The 21,357-nt window shown below is 54.9% G+C and carries 18 protein-coding genes; 12 read left to right on the plus strand and 6 right to left on the minus strand.

The features are described 5' to 3' along the window. Positions 1 to 48: 48 nt before the first annotated feature. The 4 genes from ABEA92_RS23655 (at position 49) to ABEA92_RS23670 (ending at position 5,058) form a co-directional block, all read left to right on the plus strand. The gene (locus tag ABEA92_RS23655) at positions 49 to 1,869 is read left to right on the plus strand and encodes an HDOD domain-containing protein (protein WP_345686881.1); all 1,821 of its coding nucleotides are present in this window, start codon (positions 49 to 51) and stop codon (positions 1,867 to 1,869) included. A gap of 158 nt (positions 1,870 to 2,027) precedes the next feature. Beyond that, positions 2,028 to 2,945 (plus strand): universal stress protein, encoded by a 918-nt coding sequence (locus ABEA92_RS23660; protein WP_345686883.1) that lies wholly within the window; start codon positions 2,028 to 2,030, stop codon positions 2,943 to 2,945. Positions 2,946 to 3,000: 55 nt separating this feature from the next. Beyond that, entirely contained in the window at positions 3,001 to 3,942 is a 942-nt protein-coding gene (locus tag ABEA92_RS23665) for a universal stress protein (RefSeq protein ID WP_345686885.1), read from the plus strand. Between the two features lie 102 nt (positions 3,943 to 4,044). Then, positions 4,045 to 5,058, plus strand: coding sequence for a beta/alpha barrel domain-containing protein (locus ABEA92_RS23670; protein WP_345686887.1), 1,014 nt, complete (start codon positions 4,045 to 4,047; stop codon positions 5,056 to 5,058). A gap of 120 nt (positions 5,059 to 5,178) precedes the next feature. Here ABEA92_RS23670 and ABEA92_RS23675 read toward each other — a convergent pair whose 3' ends face one another. Both ABEA92_RS23675 and ABEA92_RS23680 read right to left on the minus strand, forming a co-directional pair. After that, positions 5,179 to 6,339: a 4Fe-4S dicluster domain-containing protein gene (locus ABEA92_RS23675; RefSeq protein WP_345686889.1), complete on the minus strand. Its 1,161-nt coding sequence runs from the start codon at positions 6,337 to 6,339 to the stop codon at positions 5,179 to 5,181. Continuing rightward, a complete protein-coding gene (locus ABEA92_RS23680; RefSeq protein ID WP_345686891.1) occupies positions 6,336 to 6,803 on the minus strand; it encodes a Crp/Fnr family transcriptional regulator in 468 nt (155 codons plus the stop codon). Before ABEA92_RS23680 ends, ABEA92_RS23675 begins: the two co-directional genes overlap by 4 nt. Before the next feature lie 726 nt (positions 6,804 to 7,529). Between ABEA92_RS23680 and ABEA92_RS23685 the strand changes: the two genes are divergently transcribed. Continuing rightward, positions 7,530 to 8,012, plus strand: a complete 483-nt coding sequence (locus tag ABEA92_RS23685) for a CBS domain-containing protein (RefSeq protein WP_345686893.1) — start codon at positions 7,530 to 7,532, stop codon at positions 8,010 to 8,012. On the opposite strand, the gene ABEA92_RS23690 is transcribed toward ABEA92_RS23685, so the two are convergent. From ABEA92_RS23690 to ABEA92_RS23700, 3 genes are all read right to left on the minus strand, one after another. Next, positions 7,953 to 8,900, minus strand: a complete 948-nt coding sequence (locus tag ABEA92_RS23690) for a universal stress protein (RefSeq protein ID WP_345686895.1) — start codon at positions 8,898 to 8,900, stop codon at positions 7,953 to 7,955. The genes ABEA92_RS23685 and ABEA92_RS23690 overlap by 60 nt on opposite strands. Positions 8,901 to 9,187: 287 nt before the next feature. After that, the gene (locus tag ABEA92_RS23695) at positions 9,188 to 10,621 is read right to left on the minus strand and encodes a sigma-54-dependent transcriptional regulator (RefSeq protein ID WP_345687000.1); all 1,434 of its coding nucleotides are present in this window, start codon (positions 10,619 to 10,621) and stop codon (positions 9,188 to 9,190) included. 207 nt (positions 10,622 to 10,828) lie between these two features. Further along, positions 10,829 to 11,977, minus strand: a complete 1,149-nt coding sequence (locus ABEA92_RS23700; RefSeq protein ID WP_345686897.1) for a sensor histidine kinase — start codon at positions 11,975 to 11,977, stop codon at positions 10,829 to 10,831. Between the two features lie 283 nt (positions 11,978 to 12,260). On the opposite strand from ABEA92_RS23700, the gene ABEA92_RS23705 reads away from it, so the two are divergent. From ABEA92_RS23705 to ABEA92_RS23730, 6 genes are all read left to right on the plus strand, one after another. Beyond that, on the plus strand, positions 12,261 to 13,790 hold the full coding sequence (locus tag ABEA92_RS23705; RefSeq protein ID WP_345686899.1) for an ATP-binding protein: 1,530 nt from the start codon (positions 12,261 to 12,263) through the stop codon (positions 13,788 to 13,790). 123 nt (positions 13,791 to 13,913) lie between these two features. After that, entirely contained in the window at positions 13,914 to 15,047 is a 1,134-nt protein-coding gene (locus tag ABEA92_RS23710; protein ID WP_345686901.1) for a two-component system sensor histidine kinase NtrB, read from the plus strand. 246 nt (positions 15,048 to 15,293) lie between these two features. Next, positions 15,294 to 16,208 (plus strand): FAD/NAD(P)-binding protein, encoded by a 915-nt coding sequence (locus tag ABEA92_RS23715; protein ID WP_345686903.1) that lies wholly within the window; start codon positions 15,294 to 15,296, stop codon positions 16,206 to 16,208. Then, positions 16,205 to 17,020 (plus strand): NADH-quinone oxidoreductase subunit B family protein, encoded by an 816-nt coding sequence (locus ABEA92_RS23720; protein ID WP_345686905.1) that lies wholly within the window; start codon positions 16,205 to 16,207, stop codon positions 17,018 to 17,020. The genes ABEA92_RS23715 and ABEA92_RS23720 overlap by 4 nt, the downstream gene beginning before the upstream one ends. Beyond that, on the plus strand, positions 17,017 to 18,312 hold the full coding sequence (locus ABEA92_RS23725) for a Ni/Fe hydrogenase subunit alpha (protein WP_345686907.1): 1,296 nt from the start codon (positions 17,017 to 17,019) through the stop codon (positions 18,310 to 18,312). The genes ABEA92_RS23720 and ABEA92_RS23725 overlap by 4 nt, the downstream gene beginning before the upstream one ends. Next, positions 18,296 to 18,793 (plus strand): hypothetical protein, encoded by a 498-nt coding sequence (locus tag ABEA92_RS23730; protein WP_345686909.1) that lies wholly within the window; start codon positions 18,296 to 18,298, stop codon positions 18,791 to 18,793. The genes ABEA92_RS23725 and ABEA92_RS23730 overlap by 17 nt, the downstream gene beginning before the upstream one ends. A gap of 161 nt (positions 18,794 to 18,954) precedes the next feature. On the opposite strand, the gene ABEA92_RS23735 is transcribed toward ABEA92_RS23730, so the two are convergent. Beyond that, positions 18,955 to 19,383 carry a universal stress protein gene (locus ABEA92_RS23735; RefSeq protein ID WP_345686911.1) on the minus strand — a complete coding sequence of 143 codons (429 nt, stop codon included), beginning with the start codon at positions 19,381 to 19,383 and terminating at the stop codon, positions 18,955 to 18,957. Positions 19,384 to 19,698: 315 nt separating this feature from the next. Between ABEA92_RS23735 and ABEA92_RS23740 the strand changes: the two genes are divergently transcribed. Beyond that, a complete protein-coding gene (locus ABEA92_RS23740; protein ID WP_345686913.1) occupies positions 19,699 to 21,330 on the plus strand; it encodes a hypothetical protein in 1,632 nt (543 codons plus the stop codon). Positions 21,331 to 21,357: the final 27 nt, after the last annotated feature.

Here is a 21,357-nt window from a genome sequence, read left to right on the forward strand (position 1 = left end):
TTTTTTGACTAGTTTCGCTAACAAATTGATTGTGACAAGGACAGTGTGGTGAGTGAGCAAAAGCCGAAGCGGTTGGCCATTGTCGTTGATGACGAAGCGATCGCTCGAAAAATGTTGATGTTTGCTCTTCAGCATGAAGGTTTTCAGTGTGATCAGGCAAGCGATGGGCACGAGGCGATGCAAAAGATCACATCCGGCGACTACCAATTGGTTGTCACGGACTTGGCGATGCCGCACAAAAATGGACACGCACTCGCCGTTGAATTGTTGAAACTCGAAAAGCGTCCGACCATTGCCATTCACACATCGGTGGTCGAGCCGCGGATTGTCAAAGATTTGATGAATCGCGGGGTGGATGACATCGTCTACAAACCGACCCACTACGCTGCCTTCGCTGCCAAAATGGTGGCTCTGGTCGAGCGACGAAATCGCAGCGGGACGACCGACATGATGGTCGCAACGGATGAAGCGTCCAGCGGGACCCTCGCAGGTTTGGCCGGCGCGGCAGACGAAGGTGAGCGGAATCGCATGTCTCGGCGACAAGCGAAGACCGTCAAGCCGCTGACCGCACGTTCGGTCAATACGCTGGGCGGCGAATCGCTGCCATTTTCCGACGGTGTGATCGAAGCATGCCGACTGGCCTGTAATCCCAATTCCGAAGTCCATGACATCAGTGCTGCGATTCGCCGCGAGCCCGGTTTGAGCGCGGAGCTGACTCGTTTGGGGAATAGCAGTTTTTATAATCGGTCGGGATCCAATCTGCGATTGGAAGAGGTGGTCGTGCGAATAGGACGACGCCATGTCGGTGAGTTGGCGTTAGCGTTGAACGCGAGTTCATCGATACGTGAGATGGCGGTGACCTCGATGAATGTCCCGCTGGCGTGGCAACGCAGCCTAGCGGCCCGCGCCGCAGCAAAGATTCTGATTTCGCTGCGAAAAAACTCCAGTTCAAACGCAGGGATCTTGCTCAGTGCTGCGATGCACTCGCTCGGGCGACTTGTGCTCGCCAAGGCGTTTCCCGATGATATGGCGACGATGATCCAACACGCCAACGACTCGGGTGAGGCTTTGACGGTGCTGGAACAGCGGGCATTGTCAGCGACTCAGTCCGAGATGCTCGCCCGCTTGTTGAACAAGTGTCAAATTCCCAAAGACATCATCGGGCCGCTCCAATACATCGATAAATCGTATCGGCAACTCGAGGACCTCGATCCTGCGGATCGTGAAGACGCCGAGTTGGTCAAAGTCGCCGTTTTGATTGGATGGCTTGCCGTCGGTCATTGGGAACCATGGGATCTGGTTGAGATTCCGCCAGTAAGTGTTCTGCGTCAACATGGTTGCCGCCCCGTCTCGGAGCTCGTCAAACGAACCCGCGAAGCACTGCTCGAGATGATGGCCGAGTTTGGCGATTCCGGTGGTCTGTGCGAATCATCATCGGATCAAACACCCTGTCTCTATCACTGTGTGGGAGAACGTGATTGGGATATCCTTCAGTGGATGTTACCAGCGGTTGGGTTCACGCCCGCGGAGACCGATTCGCAAGAAAACGCAGCGATGGTGATCAACGCGATGGATGTCACGCGGCGCCAATTCGCCAAACATCCCGCTGCACGCGAGCCTCGGCGTGGGGTGATGTTGGTACGCAGCGGCCAAGCGGTTCGCCCGTCGGCCCATCGCGCGGTTCACACGTTTCCCTGCAGCGTTGCAAGTCTCGCAAAGGCAATTTCAGCGAATCGGTTCGTCCAAAATGAACCCTCGCTTGAACCCGTGGGTCACACCCGCGGCGCTGCGGCCGATGTCACTGCAAGCGATTTCACTGCGAGCGATGTCACTGCGGCAGGCGACGCGGCACCCGTGCCAAACGCTTGATAGCGTGCGATATGTCTCGCTCGATTGCGACCATCAGCACGCTTCGGGGGAAACGACCGAGGCTTAGACGCCCTGCGCAGCCGTCTCTGGCGGGCGAGTAGGGCATTGGCACCAGAGTTGCTTGCTAAAATGGAGCCAAGCCGCCAAGGAGACCGCCGATGCGTAAGGTCCTGCTCGCTGTAGATGGTTCGGACATTTCCGACGAAGCTGCCCGTTGGGTATCCACACTACCACATCGCAATCACTGGGATTTGACGATTCTAAGTGTGGTTCAGCATCCGATGGTGCATGACGACGATCCGCTTTTGGACGCGTACGAAAAGGCGTGTGCTCAAGACCGCCAAGATGCCGTGGACCACTACGGCAAAATTGCGGCGATGTTCGATGACCAAAGCGTCTCGGTTTCTCATCGCATCGAATCAGGATCTCCGGATGAAACGATTGTCGAGACCGCCAAAGCCATTGCGGCGGATTTGATTGTCGTCGGCGCCAAAGGCCGCTCGCAGATCAGTCGTATGTTGTTGGGCAGCGTCAGTGACCACGTGGCGACGCATGCTCATTGCAGCGTTTTGGTGGTGCGAGCCGCGGGGCGACACGAATACCAGAATGGGTTTCGAGTCTGCTTGGCTTTTGGTATCGACGCTCCGGCGAAAACGGCACTGCGTGAAATGACCGAAATTGCTTGGCGTAGCGATACGGTATTCCATGTGTTGTCGATCGCTTCGTACCTGCATGACTTTTTCGGAGTCTTGCCCGAGGATTCACAAATCGTTCGGCAATATCGCGAGAATTTAAGTCACGCGCATGATCAATTGCTCGCGGTATCCTCGGAAACAAAAACTCACTTGGTCGAAAACGAGCATGTGGGCGAAGGGATTGTGACGTTTGCCGAACGCAATGCCATCGACATGTTGGTCGTTGGCGAAAAGCCACGCAGTGGGATGAGCCGTTTTTTGCTGGGCAGCACCTCTCGCTATGTGTTGCGTCACGCCAACTGCAGTGTCTGGATTGCTCGAAAACCACTGACGCAGACCGAGGAAGAAGTGTCGGCGGAATGGCAGCCGGCATCGCCGTGACATTATCGCCGTGACATCATTATCGTGAATCGCAATCGATCGGAGCCGGGGCTTCATGAAACGTTTCAAACGAATTTTATGCTACATCGGAACGGACGTTAACGAAGCGGCCCTCTCCAGAGCGGTGAGTTTGGCGATCCAAAATGAAGCGTCGTTGACGATCATGGACGTGATCAAACCCGTTCCCAAAGGGATCGCGATGGTGGATCACGAGACCGAGGCGGATGAACTGCAGCGAATCATGGTCCATGACCACGAACAAGCGTTGTTGGCACGAATGGCGGAGTATGCGGATACTGCTGTTCCAATCGAATTGGTGGTCGGTACCGGCGATCCCGCGACCGAAATCATCCGCCAAGTGATCATGGCTGAGATTGATTTGGTGATCAAAAATGCCGATGGTGCTTCGGCTCTTGGGGGGATGTTCGGAAGCGTGGCACGGTCGCTACTGCGGATGTGTCCGTGCCCGGTTTGGTTGCTTAAACCTGAAATTCACGGCCAATTTGACCGGGTCCTCGCCGCGATCGATTTGGACGCGGATGAGCCGGACCACCAGAAACTCAATCAAGACATTCTCGAACTCGCGTTGTCAATCGCACAATCCGAACAGGCTCAACTGCATCTTGTCGCCGCTTGGGGATTGTGGATGGAAGGTCCGCTGCGAAAACGGATGGGCGACGAAACGGTGGACCAAATGGTGACGCTGCAGCAAATGAAGGTGCGTCGTTCGCTCGACGAATTGATCCCCCACGGAAGGTACGACGACCATCGGATTCAAATTCACTTGCATCAAGGCGATCCATCGGAAGTCATTCGCAGTGTTGCCGATACGATCGAAGCCGATTTGATGGTGATGGGCACCGTCTGTCGCACCGGTGTGTCCGGCGCGTTGGTGGGAAATACCGCCGATACCATTTTCTCAGAACTTAGCTGCTCGATGCTTGCCATCAAGCCCGCGGGATTCCTTTCCCCCGTCCAGATTGCCGCTCGTGTTTGACGCCTTGCCCTGCTCCCGCACGACCTCCTTTCTGGTGGGGCGGATGGCGTCAGACGGTTTCCCCTTGTTTTCACTTCCGTTGTTCCACTTTTGAGTGCTTCGATGAGTATTGATCTAGCGACCCACTACGGCGGTCTAACGCTGCGTTCACCCATTGTCGTCGGAGCATGTCCGCTATCGACCGATGATCACATGCGAGCAAGGTTGCAAGCCGCCGGGGCCGGTGCAATTGTCTTGCCCTCAATTTTTGAGGAACAGGTGATTGATTGGACAAAGAAAGTGGGACGTCCCATCACCTACCGTGAAAGAAAGCTGCTCGCGCGAAGTGAGCGTCTGAAAATTCGATCGACCTGTACCGATGCCGACGGCTACCTAGCGTTAGTCAAACGAGCGACTTCGCAATTGGACATTCCGGTGATCGCCAGTATGAATGGATACGCGGCAAACGGCTGGCTCGATTACGCGGGCGAGTTACAAGAAGCCGATGCGGCGGCCATCGAATTGAATGTGCATCATCCGCCCGTCAATGAATACTCCGGATCAGGGCAAATCGAAGAGTCGATTGTGGCGGCTATCGAAGAAATTGATCAAGCCATCGCCATCCCGCTGTTTGTCAAAATCGAGCGTATCGGCGTTAGTTTGCCTCATCTGGCCCGACGTGTCTGTTCGGGCGCCAGCGGTTTTGTGGTGTACGGTAGGGGACCCGACACCGATATCTGTCTCGAGAATTTGAAATTGAAATCGATGTGGAGTCTGACGTCGCCGGGATCGGCAATCCAATTGATCGATCCAATCATGCGAATCCATTCAAATTGTCCTGCGATGTCGATTGCCGCCAGCGGAGGAATTGCCAGCAGCGAAGATGTGATCAAGGTGCTGTTGGCGGGAGCCGATGTGGCGATGGTGACCAGCGAGTTGTATCGCTCCGGGCCCGACGTGATCGGAAAACTCATCGACGGTCTGGTTGAGTTTATGAAGCAACATCAATTCAATTCGATCAATGATCTTCAACTCAATCGTCCGATCGAGTTTGCGGACGAGGAAGCACGTGTTCATTACGTCGCTGCGCTTTCGGCACGGCTCAGTGTCGTTCGTCCCAACGCATTCGGTGAATAACCCTCATCAATGTTGGAAACACGATTGCCAAAGCGCGAAGGGATCACAACACCGGCGGTAACGGAGGACCCGCGGCGAGCGAACTCATCATGCACAACATGGGGACGCGTTCGTTTGCATTTACGACTTGTTTTCGACAGCCGTAGTCTGCTTCGTTGGTGCGTTCTGAGTTGACGGCTTGCGAATCGCATCCACTTCTTCGGTCAAATCGATGCCGACCGGACACCATGTGATGCACCGCCCACAACCCGTGCAGCCGATCGTGTCGAATTGGTCCTGCCATGTCGCTAACTTGTGCGTCAGCCATTGGCGATATCGACTGCGGATATCGTTGCGAACGGTGCCGCCGGCGGTGTAACTAAAGTCAAGGTTGAAGCACGAGTCCCATTGGCGAACGCGGGTGACGTCGTGCTGGTCCAAATCGCTGACCTCGTTGACGGTCGAGCAAAAACAGGTGGGGCAAACCATTGTGCAATTGGTGCACGACAAGCAACGGGCGGCAACCTCGTCCCAGTGCGGATGTTCAAGATTGTCAAGCAAATCGTCGTGAATATTCCGCGTATCCATCTGCTTGCGGATCGCCTGTTTTGCTTTTTCTAACTCGTTTGCGGCCGCTTGCCTTTGGTCCCCATCTGCAAGACTCAATTCGAGTTCGGCAATGATGGTTTGCCCTTCGTCGCTCTGAGACTCGACACAAAAACCTTCGTCCGTTTCGGTCAATGCAATGTCGAACCCCGCTTCACAGTGGGGACCAGTGTTCATCGACGTGCAAAAGCAGGTGGCTGCGGCGGTAGAGCATTGAACCGCGACGATCAGGGCAGATTCTCGCCGTCGCGAATAAACGGGGTCGACAAAATCGTCATTCAAAAATACCCGGTCTTGGATTTTGATTGCGGCGAGATCACAGCCGCGGACGCCGAACAACGCAAGCTTTTCAGGAGGGTCGATCTTGCTCGAAAACTGCCATCCGTCATTGGTCAGCTTCGCACCGCTGAGTTCTTGCCACGCGGGGAATAGATACTTTTTCCACGAATCGGGGCTCGAATTGAATTCGAATTGCCGCTGGTGATGTGTGTTTTGAATTTGGTAGGTGGCGGGCGACTGCGTGTCGGTCCATCCCGTCGGCAACTGGTCCACGTGGTCAAGCGTGTCGTAGATGATCGCGCCGCTTCGCACCACCGGACCGACCACCCGGTATCCCCGGCGATGCATTGCATCGATCAGTTGTTGTAACTGCGTTCGCGGCAACCACCACATTTCGCGTTCGGCGGGCTGGTTCATTCCATCGTACCCTGCGGTTGGTAGAACAAATCGAGTAGTTGCAAGCGAGTCGCCACCAATCGCTTCGAAAGTGATTTGGCGATCGTGTACATCACCTTGTAACCAATGTCGTGGTTTTGTTCACAAAGCTGTGAAAGCGCAGCCGCATCAAATGCAATCAAGGTCGTTTCGAGCGTGGCAACCGCGGTGGCGGTCATGCGTTGATCGCCCAGCACGGCGGACCACCCCAACAAATCGCCGGGGCCGGCCGTTAACATCGCCTTGGCTCCGGCTCGCGCCGACGACATCTCTAACCGCACTCGGCCTTCTTTGATCCAGTAGATCTTGGCGTGGACTTCGCCTTCACGAAACAGTAACCGCTGAGCAGGGTAAGTCTCTAGCGACGCTAAATCCGCCAACGGCTGAATCAAAAACGGAGAGCCTTCGCTATCGAGTCCGATCGTGTCGAGGTTTTTCTGGCTCATCGAAAAAAGACCCCCGCGAATAGGCGATCTGCGAATTGGAACGCAACACGTCGGGTTAACGCAAAGCAAATGCCAAGTCAGATCGCTTACGCCAAGCAAACGCAAAATGCAAACGCTCGCGATCACCACACGGTACAATAGAGGTATTACACGCCGACAAGCCGGCCCGGCAGATCGACTCATTCAATCGATCCCGTGGGATTCTGGACTGCATACTCGGTGCGGTGAGTGTGCATTTCGTCACAACGTCGTGCCAGATCGTCATGCTTGGTTGTTGTGCACGAGAACTCATGGTTGGGTCGTGTCGATCGTCGTGCGGCGTCAATGCCGGACATGTTACTCACCAGGTGTCAATCAATGGGCGTTCATCGTTGCAGCGACCAAGAGCCTCGCGGGATCTTTCAATCCGCGTCATGACACACTCATTCGCGAGTGGCTTTTTCGGCAATGGTACGGACTTTGCCTAGTGACATGATGACGCTAGCGGTGGGACTTTGATCGTGGATTTCACCTCGCCGGGGGCCCGTGCAATCAAACCAGGCCCGTGCAATGAAACCAGGCCCGTGCAATGAAACCAGGCCCGTGCAATGAAACCAGGCCCGTGCAATCAAACAGACTCGGTTGAATTCACGTTCAGCCAAGGCCTTTTTAGACAGGCCTTTTCGACAGGCCGTCTTACACCAAGGCCGTTAGACCAAAGTGCCCTTTCGACTAAAGGAGCGTGCGATGACCAAATTAGCAAGTTGCGACGAAGCGGTAGGAGATTGGATGTCCAAATCGATCTCGTCCGTCCAACGTGATTCGACGGTCCGCGATGTTTTAGAGTTAATGAAAACCGGAAACTTTTCTTCGATTCCCGTGGTCGACGCCGCGGGCAACGTGGTTGGGATCGTCACGCGTAGCGACCTCGCTGGCGTGGTCCTTTCGACCGATCAATTGCTTGACAGCGATTACCCACATTTCGAAGACTGCTTGTGGGCCGTGGAATTGATCCAGCGACGATTTGGCACCGACAAAGTCACCGAGGTGATGAGCGAAAATGTTGCGTCGGTACAACCAGAAACCACCATGTATGATGCTGCCAAACAGATGGTCGACGATGGTTTCGACCACTTGGCCGTAACCAAAGACAACAAATTGCGGGGAATGTTATCCGCTAGCGACTTTGTCCGCTTGGTCGCCAACGCCGGCGGTGACGCTCGTCCGTGAAATCAACACGCTGCAATGAGCATGTCTCAGCACATGGCGTGAATTGCTGCCCAATAGCAGTCGCTGGATTAACGTTTCACGCTGGTCGCCGGTAATGATCAAATCACATTTTTGCTGTTCGGCATATTCCACGATGCCATGCCCGATGTGATTCGACTCGATCGTTTTTGTATGAGTCGTAAAGCCTTTGGATTGCAGGTCTTCCTTGATCGTTTCAATCGTTTCGACGGCAATCGGTCGCAGGTCTTGACGATACTTCGATGCCTGATGAAACAATTCCTGATCATAGAAATGTAAGATCTGTTGCACATAAACCAAATGGATTTCGGTCGACGGGGACAAATCCAACTGGGCAATCCATGCCGCTAAATCAACGTCGCATTCCGCATTGCTAATCGCAATCAAAATACGCGACGGTGCTGGCGAGGCGATGTTGGGATCGGGGAGCTGATTTCCCTGCGGACGTACAACCAAAGTCGAACAGTCGGCGTGGGTCGCGACGTAATCCGACACACTGCCCAACAACACGCGGGCGAGTGCGGAATGCCCGGTCGCCCCCATCAACACCAAATCGACTCGTTTCTCTCGAGCCAATCGCACGATTTCATGTCCGGGGGGACCGATTGGCGACAGCGTTTCAATGGACCGAAACTCATTGCGTGCGAACGCGGCCATTGCATTGAGCGATTCCTGAATGGCCTCGATTTCACGCTGCATCACGCTGGCCGCATCCATGGCAAACATGGTGCCGCTGAGATCGTATTCAGGCACCCGAGGTGAGACGGTCACAAGCAACAGATCCACTTCGTCATGACAGGGCATTCGCTTCAAGCAATCCAACGCGTAGCTTGAATAAGCGGATCGATCCACTGCCGCTAAGACTCGCATCTGACTTTCCTTTTGTTTGATCAAGAACTCAATCTAGCCCGCCGGCGCTACCCCAACGTCCGTCGCATCTTCTCCTGTCCCCGAACGCACCGCTGGATGCGGGATACATTGGCACAGAACGTGCATTTTGATGTTGGACTTACAATGACGGTTGTTCAATCCACTGGAGACAGACCGATGCGCCGAACCAAATGGAAAGACACTCCGCACGAAAAAATCTTTTGGGCCGCCGTGATCGCTGTCGCCCTTCTCTCGATTCTGGTGTTCGCGAGCCGCGTCGCTGGACTTTAATTCAAAATGGATTCGCTTTCGGACGTTTGGGTTTCGTCGGCGCACGAGGGTTGGGTGTAACGTTCGAGCAATCGATACAATTTTCGGCGGTGGATCCCCAATTTTCTTGCGGTACGTGCTTTGTTCCCCTTCTCTTTGGAAAGCACCTCCAGCACATGCGTTTTCACCAGATCGTCGACTTTCACATCAGGCGAGCCGACGACAAAACGAGCGTGGCCGGTTCCGTCTGTCTCGCCACGTTGATCGTCGCAGACGACGTCGTGCAGCCCCGTCGGGTGTGCGATCTCGGTGGGCAGATCGTCGAGCGTGATTTCATGATGATCCGCCAGGATCGTGGCTCGTTCGATCACGTTGATCAGCTGACGCACGTTGCCCGGCCATGGATAACGCATCAAGACATCACGCGCGTCCGGTTCGATCGACCACCCCTGCGGCAACAAGTGGTCGACAAGAAGTCCGACGTCACCCTCGCGTTGGCGAAGCGGCGGCAGCATCAGTGAGAAGACGTTGATGCGATAGAATAGATCCTCGCGAAAGGTCCCCTCTTTGACGGCCTGTGTTAGATCTCGATTCGTCGCTGCAATGATTCGCACTTTGACCTTTCGCTCGCGATGCGATCCAATGCGTCGCAGCGAACCGTCTTCGAGAACCCGTAGCAGTTTGGGTTGCAGCGACAGTGGCAGTTCGCCGATTTCGTCAATGAATAACGTGCCTCCATCGGCGATCTCAAAGAGGCCCAGTTTTTCACTTGATGCGCCGGTAAACGAGCCTTTTTGATGGCCGAACAGTTCGCTTTCGACAAGATTCTCAGGCAACGCCGCGCAGTTGATCGTGACAAACGGCTTGTCCGCGAGCAAGCTGCGCTCTTGAATGGAACGCGCCACAACCTCCTTGCCGGTGCCGCTCTCGCCTTCGATCAACACCGGCTTGCCCGTCGGTGCGACCTTCTCGATCATTCGCATCACATCTCGCATCACCGCCGACTCGCCAACCAACGTTTGTTTGGGGGTCGAGCGGGATACCAGCTCTTTGAGCTGGATATTTTCTTTGCGAAGATGGTTGCGATCGCGGGCTAGCAGACAACGGTGCTCCAGATCGCCAAGCGAGCAGGGCTTGGTCAGGTAGTCGCAGGCGCCAAGCTTCATTGCCGAAACCGCCGTTTCGATGCTGCCGTGCCCTGTCAGAAAGACGACTTCCAGATTCAGCTTCGCTTCGCAGATTCGCTGCATCAATTCCAGCCCGTTCATGCCGGGCATGTCGATGTCCAACACCGCGACATCAAACGTGTCCCGCTCCAGCAGCATCATCGCCTGCGCCCCACTGGCGGCACCCTGAACGATGTGCCCCTTTCGCTCCATGTACTTCATACAGCTGTGGCGATAATCATCTTCATCATCAACCAATAGCAACTTGATCGGTGGTTGCGACATCATGACAAACCCAAATGAGAGCGGTCCAAACGAGCGGAAAACTTACGTCCGTCCACCAGCTCTAAGCGAACATTGTTCCAATTGCGGTTTTACGAAGAAAACCGCGTTCAAACTCCCATTGTGTGCGAACTGTCACGCAAAAGGGCGTGCGATATGTCGCGCTTTTGTGCTTTTGGCGAGATTTTTTGCGAGCCAGAAAGTGGGAATTCAGTGGAGTGACGAGGCGGGCTGGATGTCGGCTGGGATCGTGATTTGGATCACCGCTCCCCCTTCGTCATGATTGGTGGCGACAATTTTGCCTCGATGCGCCTGGACAACACGTCGACAAATCGCCAATCCTAGTCCGGTGCCATGCTGTTTCGTCGTGAAAAAGGGTTCAAATACCAGCGGCAATGATTGCGGGTCGAATCCATGGCCGTGATCGCGGATCGTCAATTGGACTGCGTCGTGGTCGTGCCATTGAATCGGTTCACAGTGGACATCGATTTCCGCGACATCGTGGCACGCATCGAGTGCGTTTTCGATCACGTGATGACAAACGAGTTTCATCTTTTCGCGATCGACGTCGATGAGATCGGACGTTTCACTCGTACGCGAGAAACGAAGTTGATGGGGAAAGTATTCGTGTTGGACCGCGATTTCATCAAATGCGACTTGGCACAGATGCAACAAGCCAACCCGTTGCGGTTTCAGCGTGATCGGTTCGGCGTAGCGGCGGACCTCTTCATAGTTTCCCATCAGATCCGAAAGTGAGTTTCGGATCCCTTGGGACAGGTGCATTTGTTCGGGATCGTTTTTCAGGTCGAGTTCGAGCAGGTCCAAGCACGCCATCGCGCGTTGCAACGCATTCCGGCTCTCGTGAGCCAATCCGCTCGCCATTTGAGCGATCGCCGCGAGTCGTTCGGATTGAAGCAAGTCAGGAGATACCGATGCCCTCTCTGCCTGAATTGGTTCGTCCGCCTGAGCCGTTTCGTTGGCTTGAACAAAATGCGAGAGAAAAGGGGTGTCGTCCGAACCGGTGATGGGTTGTAGTGTTAATTTCACAGCTAGTTTCTGCTTATTCTTGCGTTTGACCATGATCGCTTGCTCATGGTGCTGAGTTTCGTGATCGGATTGTGCCACACAGCGCGCCGACTGTGCCTGGGACAGACAATCGGTCGCATCGTCGAAGAGCATTTTTGCAGACTTTCCCACCAATGCATGGTTGGGGTACCCCAGTAATTGCGTGAGTTTTTCATTCGCAAAAAGGACCGTGCCGTCGCAGTCGATCACCGCAGCAGCGACAGGTGATGTCTGTAAGAGCCGACGAACCAGCGGTGCGTCGGCCAGCAGCTGGGATATGGTTTTCGTCATCATTTGCGCTCGCCTCGTGAATGGACGAGCGTATTCACCAGCAACCGTGATGCCGATTTGCGATGTCAGGACAAAGTTCTTTTCCCAAATACCGCGGCAGTCATCGACTTATTCGCGTCAAGCCGATTGCAGAACGTTCAACCGGAGGCCGCACCGACGGCGAAAGCTGCAACAAAGAGGGGCGAAATCATCCCGGCTCCCAAAAAATTGAGAATTTTGGTTGCCAATCCCTTGGCGTGGGGGGAATGGCTGGACCGTCGTCTCAGCGATTCGGTATGATTGTGCCATGGGCAATGACAGCGTGTCGGCCTCCCATTCGTTTATGTTTGATCGTCGTTTGATGGACCATCCGTTTCGAATCCTCATCATCGAGGACAATCCCGATACGCGGGCCAATCTGCGTGACATCCTTGAGCTCGACGGGCACGAGGTGGTGGTAGCGGCTTCGTTTAGTGAATCCAGGGAAATCGCCAAGACGGCCAAGATTGGGTTGGTGATCACCGACCGGCGGCTGCCCGAGGGAATGATCGAAGAGTTTCTGCCTGAGGTGAAAGAAAACTCGGCCGACGCCGACATCATCGTGGTCACGGGTTTCGGCGACATGCATAGCACGATTGCGGCGCTGCGGTTGGGCGTGACCGATTATGTCATCAAACCGATTATCCCCGATGACATCCGCTCGATCGTCAAGCGGATTGCGGAAAAGAAGCTGTTGCAAGCAGAATTGGCCGAAGAGCATTATTTCACCAACGAGGTGCTCAAGACCGTCGAAGCGATCGTGTTGGTGCTGGATCTCGACGGTCAGGTCATTCGCTTTAACCCCTTCTTTCACCAGTTGACCGGTTGGACGCAGGACGAGTTGAAGGGGCGGGATTGGTTTGAGCACTGTATCCCTGAACACGACCGGGATCGCGTGAAAGAGGTCTTCATTGCCACGTCGCATCACGAGTTTACCCGTGGCGTGGTGAACGATGTCATGGACAAAGATGGGCGGAATCACCGCATTCGATGGTCCAATACGACCCTAAAAGATTCCGAGGGGCAGGTAGAGGCCATCTTGGCGGTCGGCGTGGACGTCAGTGATCTGGTCGAAGCCCAATCACGGGCGCTGCAGTCGGAGCGACTTGCCGCGATCGGCCAGACGATGACGGCGCTGAGCCACGAAAGTCGCAATGCACTGCAGCGAATCAAAGCAGCATCCGACGTGCTTTCGTTGGAAGTGGCTGGAAACAAAAACGCCGAAGACGACCTGCATGCCATTCAACGCGCGACCAACGATTTGCAATGCTTGCTCGAAGAGGTGCGTTCCTACGCAGCACCCATTCACGTGCATTATCACACCACCTCGCTAGGCCATGTTTGGAATCGTGCCTGGGCGGATATCGCCGCCACTCGCAAAGGACGAGATGCCGAGTTGATCGTGTCGTGTGATTCCGAAGATTTAGAGATCGAGATCGATACGGTCCGTATGGAGCAGGTGTTTCGAAACTTGTTCGAAAACTCGCTCGCCGCATGCACGGATCCTGTGCGAATCCAGATCGAGTTGGGAAGCGAAGACGACGAGGTCGAAGTCAAAATTACCGACAACGGCCCCGGTTTTAACGTGGAACAACAGCAAAAGTTGTTCGAGCCGTTCTACACAACTAAGCGAACCGGGACGGGGCTGGGGATGTCGATTTGCCAACGCATCGTCGAAGCCCATGGAGGCACGATTGAGGTTGAGCCCTGCACATCGGGGGCATGTGTGGTGATTCGGATGCCACGTCGTGCCTGCAATGACATCTCACACCCATCTCAACTCGCGTCGCTCGAATAAAGCACGTGGCACCTCTGCGCCGCTGCGGTGGGACGTGTTGCTGCGTATTCCTTTTTGATGTGCGTGGTGCCTCGCTGCGCAGTGGCTCGATTCTCGACGATAAACGATGTCAGGCGTTCACCCATGTACAACCAAGACCAAGTCCTCCTTGCCGCGTTGTTGAGGACGGCCGTCGACGCGATCATTGTGATCGATGAACGAGGGATCATGCAGTCGGTCAATCCCGCCACCACCAAATTGTTCGGCTATAGCGAAGCAGAGATGGTGGGCGAAAACGTCAAATTGCTGATGCCGTCGCCCTATCGCGAAGAACACGACGGCTATCTCCGCAGTTACCACGAAACAGGACGCGCCAAAATCATTGGCATTGGCCGGGAAGTCACGGGAAAGCGGAAAGATGAAACCACCTTTCCGATGCACTTGGCCGTCAGCGAAGTGCCGCTAGGCGACAAGAAACTGTTTGCCGGGATCGTTCGCGACATCAGTGACCTAAAGAATGCTCAACAACAATTAAAAGAAATCAATGATCAACTTGAACAACGCGTCCGCGAGCGGACGAGCGAGTTGCACGCGACACAAGCGGAATTGCTAAAGGCCGGTAAACTGGCCACGCTCGGTCAGGTTTCCGGTGGGATCGCTCACGAGATTCGCAACCCGCTTAATGCCGTACGCACGTCGGCTTATTACCTTCGCAACGCCAAAAAATTGACCCCGGAAAAGACGAGCGAGCACCTGGAACGTATCGATCGTCAAGTGTTATTGATCGAAAAAGTCATCACAGCGCTTTCCGATTTTGTCCGACTGCCCGAGCCAAGTCTAAGCAAATGCAACGTCAGCGACTTGATTCACGATGTCATCTCGGAAGTCTCGCTTCCCGAGAACGTGCACATTGAAAACCAAGTCGCATCGGATCTGCCCGTCGCGATGGTCGATCCGAATCAAATTTCGATCGTGTTTCATAATCTGCTGCGAAATGCCGGCGACGCGATGCCCGAAGGAGGCACCGTCACCCTCGCGTCCCATGTCCGCGATGACCAAATCATCGTTGAAGTGATTGATACCGGAGTTGGAATCGGAGACGAGCATATCCGGCGGATCACCGAACCCTTGTTTTCCACCAAGGCACAAGGCATGGGGTTAGGCTTGGCCGTCTCGGCGGCGATTCTTGATAAAAACCATGGTCACTTGGAAGTCGAGAGCCAGCTTGGGGTGGGGACGACCTTTGCCGTCCACTTGCCCCAGCACTTTCGCTCCTAAATGCTCCTGGCTGCACACTTGCGATGAGCACGACAGCGCGCTCGAGCCAATGGATTCACTCCATCGGAGCCGATCGACATCGCAAAATCGCTTTGGCATCGCAGATGCAGTAACATCGTTGCCAATCATCGCACCGTCTCGATTGAATGCGACGCGATTGAAAGCGACTCGATTGAAACGACTCGAACGAAGTCCGCCCGATTCGACGAGTCGATGCATCGAAACGAATCGACAAGAGGACGACGGATGAACGAACCGGGGGCTGACGACGTGTCTGCAATCAAGCGGCAAGCCAAGGCTGTCCCTCAGACACCGGTTACGGCAATCCGCAACGATCCATGGCAAATCGATGCGGCAAGGTTGACTGAGATTCGTGAAGAGACACCCGGCGTGGCGACGTTTCGGTTCGCTTGGGTGGACAACCACGTGACCTCGCGAGTTGCGGCACAACCAGGCCAATTCAACATGCTGTATTTGCCGGGGGTCGGCGAGGTGGCCATCTCCGTCAGCGACTCGCAAATCCGATCGGACCAGGTCGTGCACACCATCCGCGAGGTTGGCAATGTGACCGGCGCCATGTTTCGCTTGGCGGTCGGCGATACGATCGGAGTGCGCGGCCCATTTGGTTCCGCTTGGCCACTGGATGACTGTGTCGGTCATGATGTCGTGCTGGTTTGTGGAGGCATTGGGCTCGCCCCGATGCGAACGTTGGTACACGAGCTCATTCGTCGCCGAAATCAATTCGGAGAACTGAATCTATTGATTGGAGCCCGCACCCCCTCGGATTTGCTCTACCAAGACGAGTATTCGCAGTGGAATTCACAGGGCATCCACGTGCACACCACCGTGGACCGGGCCAGCACCATGTGGACCGGCAACATCGGCGTCGTGATCTTGTTACTCGAGCGTTTGAAACTGCGTGATCCGGCGCAGACCTTGCTCATGACGTGTGGCCCCGAGGTGATGATGATGTATACGATTCAAACTGCGATTTCGCGAGGTTTGACGCGTGACCATATCTGGTTATCGCTCGAACGCCATATGAACTGCGCCGTGGGCACTTGCGGCCATTGTCAATTTGGACCTCATTTTCTGTGCAAAGACGGACCGGTGCTGCGGTTTGATCAGGTCCACTCATTGATGGAGGTGACGGATCTATGAGCCATTTGCCTAGCACCGAGAAAAAGCGTTTGGGGGTGTTCAAGTTTGCTTCGTGCGACGGATGCCAACTTTCGCTACTAAGCTGCGAAGACGAATTGCTCGCGTTGGCCGAGAAGGTCGAGATTGCCCATTTTTTAGAGGCGAGTAGTGCTACGCTGCCGGGGCCTTTTGACTTGGCACTTGTTGAGGGTTCGATTTCGACCAGCGAAGACATCGAACGGATTCGTGAGATTCGCCATCAATCGCGATCGTTAGTGACGATCGGTGCGTGCGCGACGTCGGGCGGCATCCAATCGCTGCGAAACTGGGCCGATCACGACGAATACCTCCGTTATGTGTACCCGCATCCCGATTACATCGATTCGCTCGCCACCAGCACCGCGATCAGCGATCACGTTACAGTCGAATTTGAATTGCGTGGCTGTCCGGTCGATAAATATCAATTGCTCGAAGTGGTGATGGCCTTCATCCACGGTCGCCGCCCCCGAATCCCGTCGCACAGTGTTTGTTTGGAGTGTAAACGCCGCGGTACCATTTGTATCGCGGTGACGGAAGGCAAACCATGCCTTGGGCCGATCACACAAGCAGGGTGTGGTGCGATTTGCCCTGCGTATCATCGAGCATGTTATGGTTGTTTCGGTCCCTGTGCTCAAGCCAATCCGCCATCGTTGTCCGAGCATTATCTTGCCGACGGAACAACGCCGCTTCAGATGATTCATCAGCTACGAAATGTGAATGCAGCGTCACGGTTGTTTCAAATCGAGAGCAATCGAATTGAAGCGAAACCCGCAGCGGCGAGGGCTCACGAATGAGCCGAGAACGCAAGATCATCGTCAATGCATTGACTCGCGTCGAAGGAGAAGGGGCACTGCATATTCGGCTCGATGGCGACGAAATCGACGACGTGCGATTGTCGATCTATGAGCCACCTCGGTTTTTCGAGGCCTTGTTGCGAGGGCGATCGATCGAGGAGGTGCCGGACATCACGGCGCGGATTTGTGGAATCTGTCCGGTGGCATATCAAATGAGCTCGGTGCATGCCTTGGAATCGGCCTTGAACATCACCGTGACTCCTGAAATCAGGGCGTTGCGGCGATTGCTGTACTGCGGCGAATGGATTGAAAGTCATGCTTTGCACGTCTTCTTGCTCAGTGCTCCCGATTTTTTCGGGTGTGCCAGCGGGATTGAGTTGACAAAGCAGTTTCCACAGCAGATCAATGATGGGTTGCGTGTCCGAAAAGTCGGGAACGCCCTGTTAGAGATCCTCGGTGGTCGAGCGATCCATCCGGTGAACGTTCGCGTCGGTGGTTTTCATCGGATGCCATCCCGCGAGGAATTGACCCCGCTGTTGTCCGAGCTGGAGTGGGCACTTGCAGCAGCGATCGAGTTGGCCGATTGGGTCGCGGGGTTCTCGTTTCCAACCTTCGACGCAACCTGTGAACTGATCGCGATGCATCATCCCGATGAATACTCGATGAACCAAGGCCAAATCGCCTCGACCCAATTTCCGACTTTCGATGTCGACAAGTACGAGCAGCACTTTTCCGAAGACCAGGTGGCTCACAGTACCGCGCTGCAATCGACGCGTCGCGGCCAAACATCGTCCTATTTGCTAGGACCGCTGGCTCGTGTCGCACTAAATCGGGATCAGTTGTCGCCTCAGGCGTTTGCGTTAGCCAAGAAAATCTGTCCTGTATCGGTCACCCAAAATCGCTTCGCTTCGATTCTGGCACGCATGATTGAAGTCGTCAGTTGTCTGGAGGAATCGATCGCGACAATCCAATCCTATGAAACCGCGAACCAAGCGTTTGTTCCCTATGTGGTGCAATCCGGATTTGGATGTGCGGCGACCGAAGCCCCACGTGGATTGCTGTATCACCATTATGAAATCAGCGACGATGGACGGGTGGCCGGTGCGAAGATTGTGCCTCCGACGTCACAGAACCAACGGCAGATCGAATTTGATTTGCGTGGTTACCTGCCTCAATTGATCCGCGAATCGGATCAGACGATTGCCAATGAATGCGAAAAACTGATTCGCACCTATGACCCATGCATCAGTTGTTCTTCTCACTTCTTGACGGTCCATGTGGTACGGAACTAACAAAAAACGTTTGCAGGGTGCCGAGCCGCGTCGCCAAGTGGTGCTTGGGTTAGGCAGTTCCCATGGCGACGATCAATTTGGATGGACCGTCATCGATGAACTGATGCAGGGGGACGCAAGTGATTCGCTTCGCAAAATCCGCAGCCCCATCGACATCGTTACATGGCTTGATGTGGACGCGGACATTCACATCGTCGATGCCGTTGTGGGATTGCCCGCCAACGTTTCGCTGTGGCGACTCGATTTTGCTAACCCGGATCATCGTGCGCAAATCCAGACGATCCCCGCTCAAGGAACTCATAATCTCGATCTGTACGAGGTGTTGCTGATTGCGGAATCACTCGGCAAGTCGACAGACCAGGTCGTGTTGTGGTTGGGGCGAGCCGAGACGCTCGAGCCCATCCAATCGATCAGCCCGATCACTCGGGTCGCGGTCGGCGTGTGCAGCACGGCGCTCAAGCGACGGTTGCAAGCGAGCTAGAAACCTTCCGATCGTGTGAACCGACCTGCTTAGTCCAATGCCATCGACTGTGGGGCGCGGGGCGGCGCGGGGTCCGTCCGGTGGCGGCGAGTGAAACGTTCGAGATTTGCCGGGCGGCTTGCGCCACACGACGAGATCGCAGGGGCGATCCACGACATCCACTAGCTCCGCAGCACCAGCACGGGGCAATGAGCAAGTCGGACGACGCGTTCGGCAACCGAGCCGAGAAGGATGTGTTTGACAAAACCATAGCCGTGCGAGGGAATCACGATCAAATCGGCTTCCTCGCTTTCGGCAAACTGGGTGATCTCGCGGCCCGCATCTCCGACGACGGCATGGATCGTGATCGTAGCCCCTTTGGCGTCTGGCAATCGTTCGCGAAGATTGTTTTTGACATGTTCGATTCGCGACTTGTCCGTGACCGTGCCATACAGGTTGCCGTACTCCATCACCGGCAAAATAGGCAGCACGTGAATCACGTCAATCGAGCCCCCTTCGTCAACGATCTGCCGTGCCTTGTCAACGGCATCAAATGACAAGTCACTGAAATCGACCGGCGCGACGATCCGTTTTGCGGTTAGTCCAGACATGTTGTGGGCTCCATGATTTGCAATGGAAAGGGGATGGAAACGCCGAAGGATGATCGCGGTCTCGACGAGTCGGCATGAATGAGTATTTGCAAACGCTGGGCCGAGCCGAAATGGTCGCGTTCTCGCTGCCCCAACCACTCGAAGCGTGACAAATGAAACCGCTGGCGAGCTTAGACCCGTGACGATCTGCACAGACAAAGGCCGAATGTCGACGCAAATCGGTTCCGCCCACCCTAAAAGTGGCAAGGAACATTCTTTGCTTTGCAATCACGACGCTCCATCCCGCTTCGAGATTTTTGCCTGAGGTAAGGTTCGATGATCCGATTGACCCGTGTGATCGCATTGGCACTGTGTTTCCTTTCGGCAGCGGTGAGTTTGGCGGAGGATCCCCGTCGCGACATCGTTCACCAGGTGCGATTCGATGTGTTTGTCCGCAGTGATCATCAATCGACGAAACGTGTTTTGGATTATGTCGATTCGTTAAAGCGGCGAGTGAGCGGATTGGATATTCGCGTTCACGATCTGATCAAAGATCGCAGCCAACTTCCCTATCTGGTTGAAATCAGCAAAGCGGCCGGACGAGCGCAGCCGGTGTTGCCCACCTTTCACTGCTGTCAGCGTACTTATTTTGGTTTTGTCACCGAAGACCGCAGCGGCCCTGAAATTGAAGCGTTGTTTACAGCGGAGGTTTACACCCGAGCGACGTGTTCCCGCTGTCAAAAGCTAAAGGCATTTCTGCCGGGGTTGCAAAAACGGTGGCCTGCCATCCGGTTTCGTATCTATGAAGTGGACGATGACTCGAGTGCTCGTGGCCGCTGGGAAGCATTGTGTCGTGGCAGCGGCGTGCCGCCGGGGTTGCCCACGATCGATTTTGCCCGTCGCGTGATCATTGGTTACCAGGGAGATGATGTCACAGGAGCTCAACTCGAATCGCTGATCCAGCAGGTTTCTGGCGATTCATCATCACGTCCCCAGCCTGAGGATCAATCGCGTTGGCACTCGGGGCAACGTTCTGTCGTCAGCTTGGTCTCGTTCACGCCGCAGCCTGCGATGACGATCCCACTTCTGCTGGCGCCGCAGTCCTCCGGCGATGCCGAGACGCTCGATGAACTGGAGCTACCGGGCGAGGCCGATGTTTCCGAGGTAGGCGAAATCGAAACCGAGCCCGAGATCCTTGGCAGCGAGACGGTCGAGGAGGCGATCGAGGTTCCATTCTGGGGACGATTGCAAGTCGATGAGCTAGGTCTGCCGTTGTTCACGTTGGTCATTGGATTGATTGATGGTTTCAATCCATGCGCGATGTGGATCTTGGTTTTCTTGTTGTCCGTGCTGGTGAACATCAAGGACCGCAAAAAAATGCTGATCATTGCCGGGACCTTTGTGGTGGTAAGCGGATTGGCCTACTTCGCGTTTATGGCAGCATGGTTGAACCTGTTCATTTTGGTCGGCATTATCCGTCCGGTGCAGATCGTCTTAGGGGGATTGGCGTTATTCATTGGAGGCGTCAATGTGAAGGATTTTTTTGCATTCAAGAAAGGGATCTCCTTATCGATTCCCGAGCGTCACAAGCCGGGGCTGTATCGACGTGTGCGTGAAATTGTGGCCGCGAAATACCTCACGGTGGCGTTAAGTGGTGCCGTCGCGTTGGCGGTGATCGTCAACATGATCGAATTGCTCTGTACCGCCGGCTTGCCCGCGTTGTACACGCAGATTTTGACGCTGCAAAATCTTCCGGCTTGGGGAAATTACTTGTACCTCGGGCTGTACATCGTTGCCTACATGTTTGACGATGCCCTGCTGGTCGCGATCGTGGTCACCACGTTGTCGCATCGTAAATTGCAAGAACGTGAGGGGCGATGGCTGAAACTGATCAGCGGTTTGGTGATTCTTTTACTTGGGTTGGTCATGCTATTTCGCCCACAGTGGTTGCAGCTTAGCACGACTTAGATTCACCGGGATAAAGAGAAATGCACC

The organism is Novipirellula caenicola, assembly GCF_039545035.1.
Taxonomy (GTDB): domain Bacteria; phylum Planctomycetota; class Planctomycetia; order Pirellulales; family Pirellulaceae; genus Novipirellula; species Novipirellula caenicola.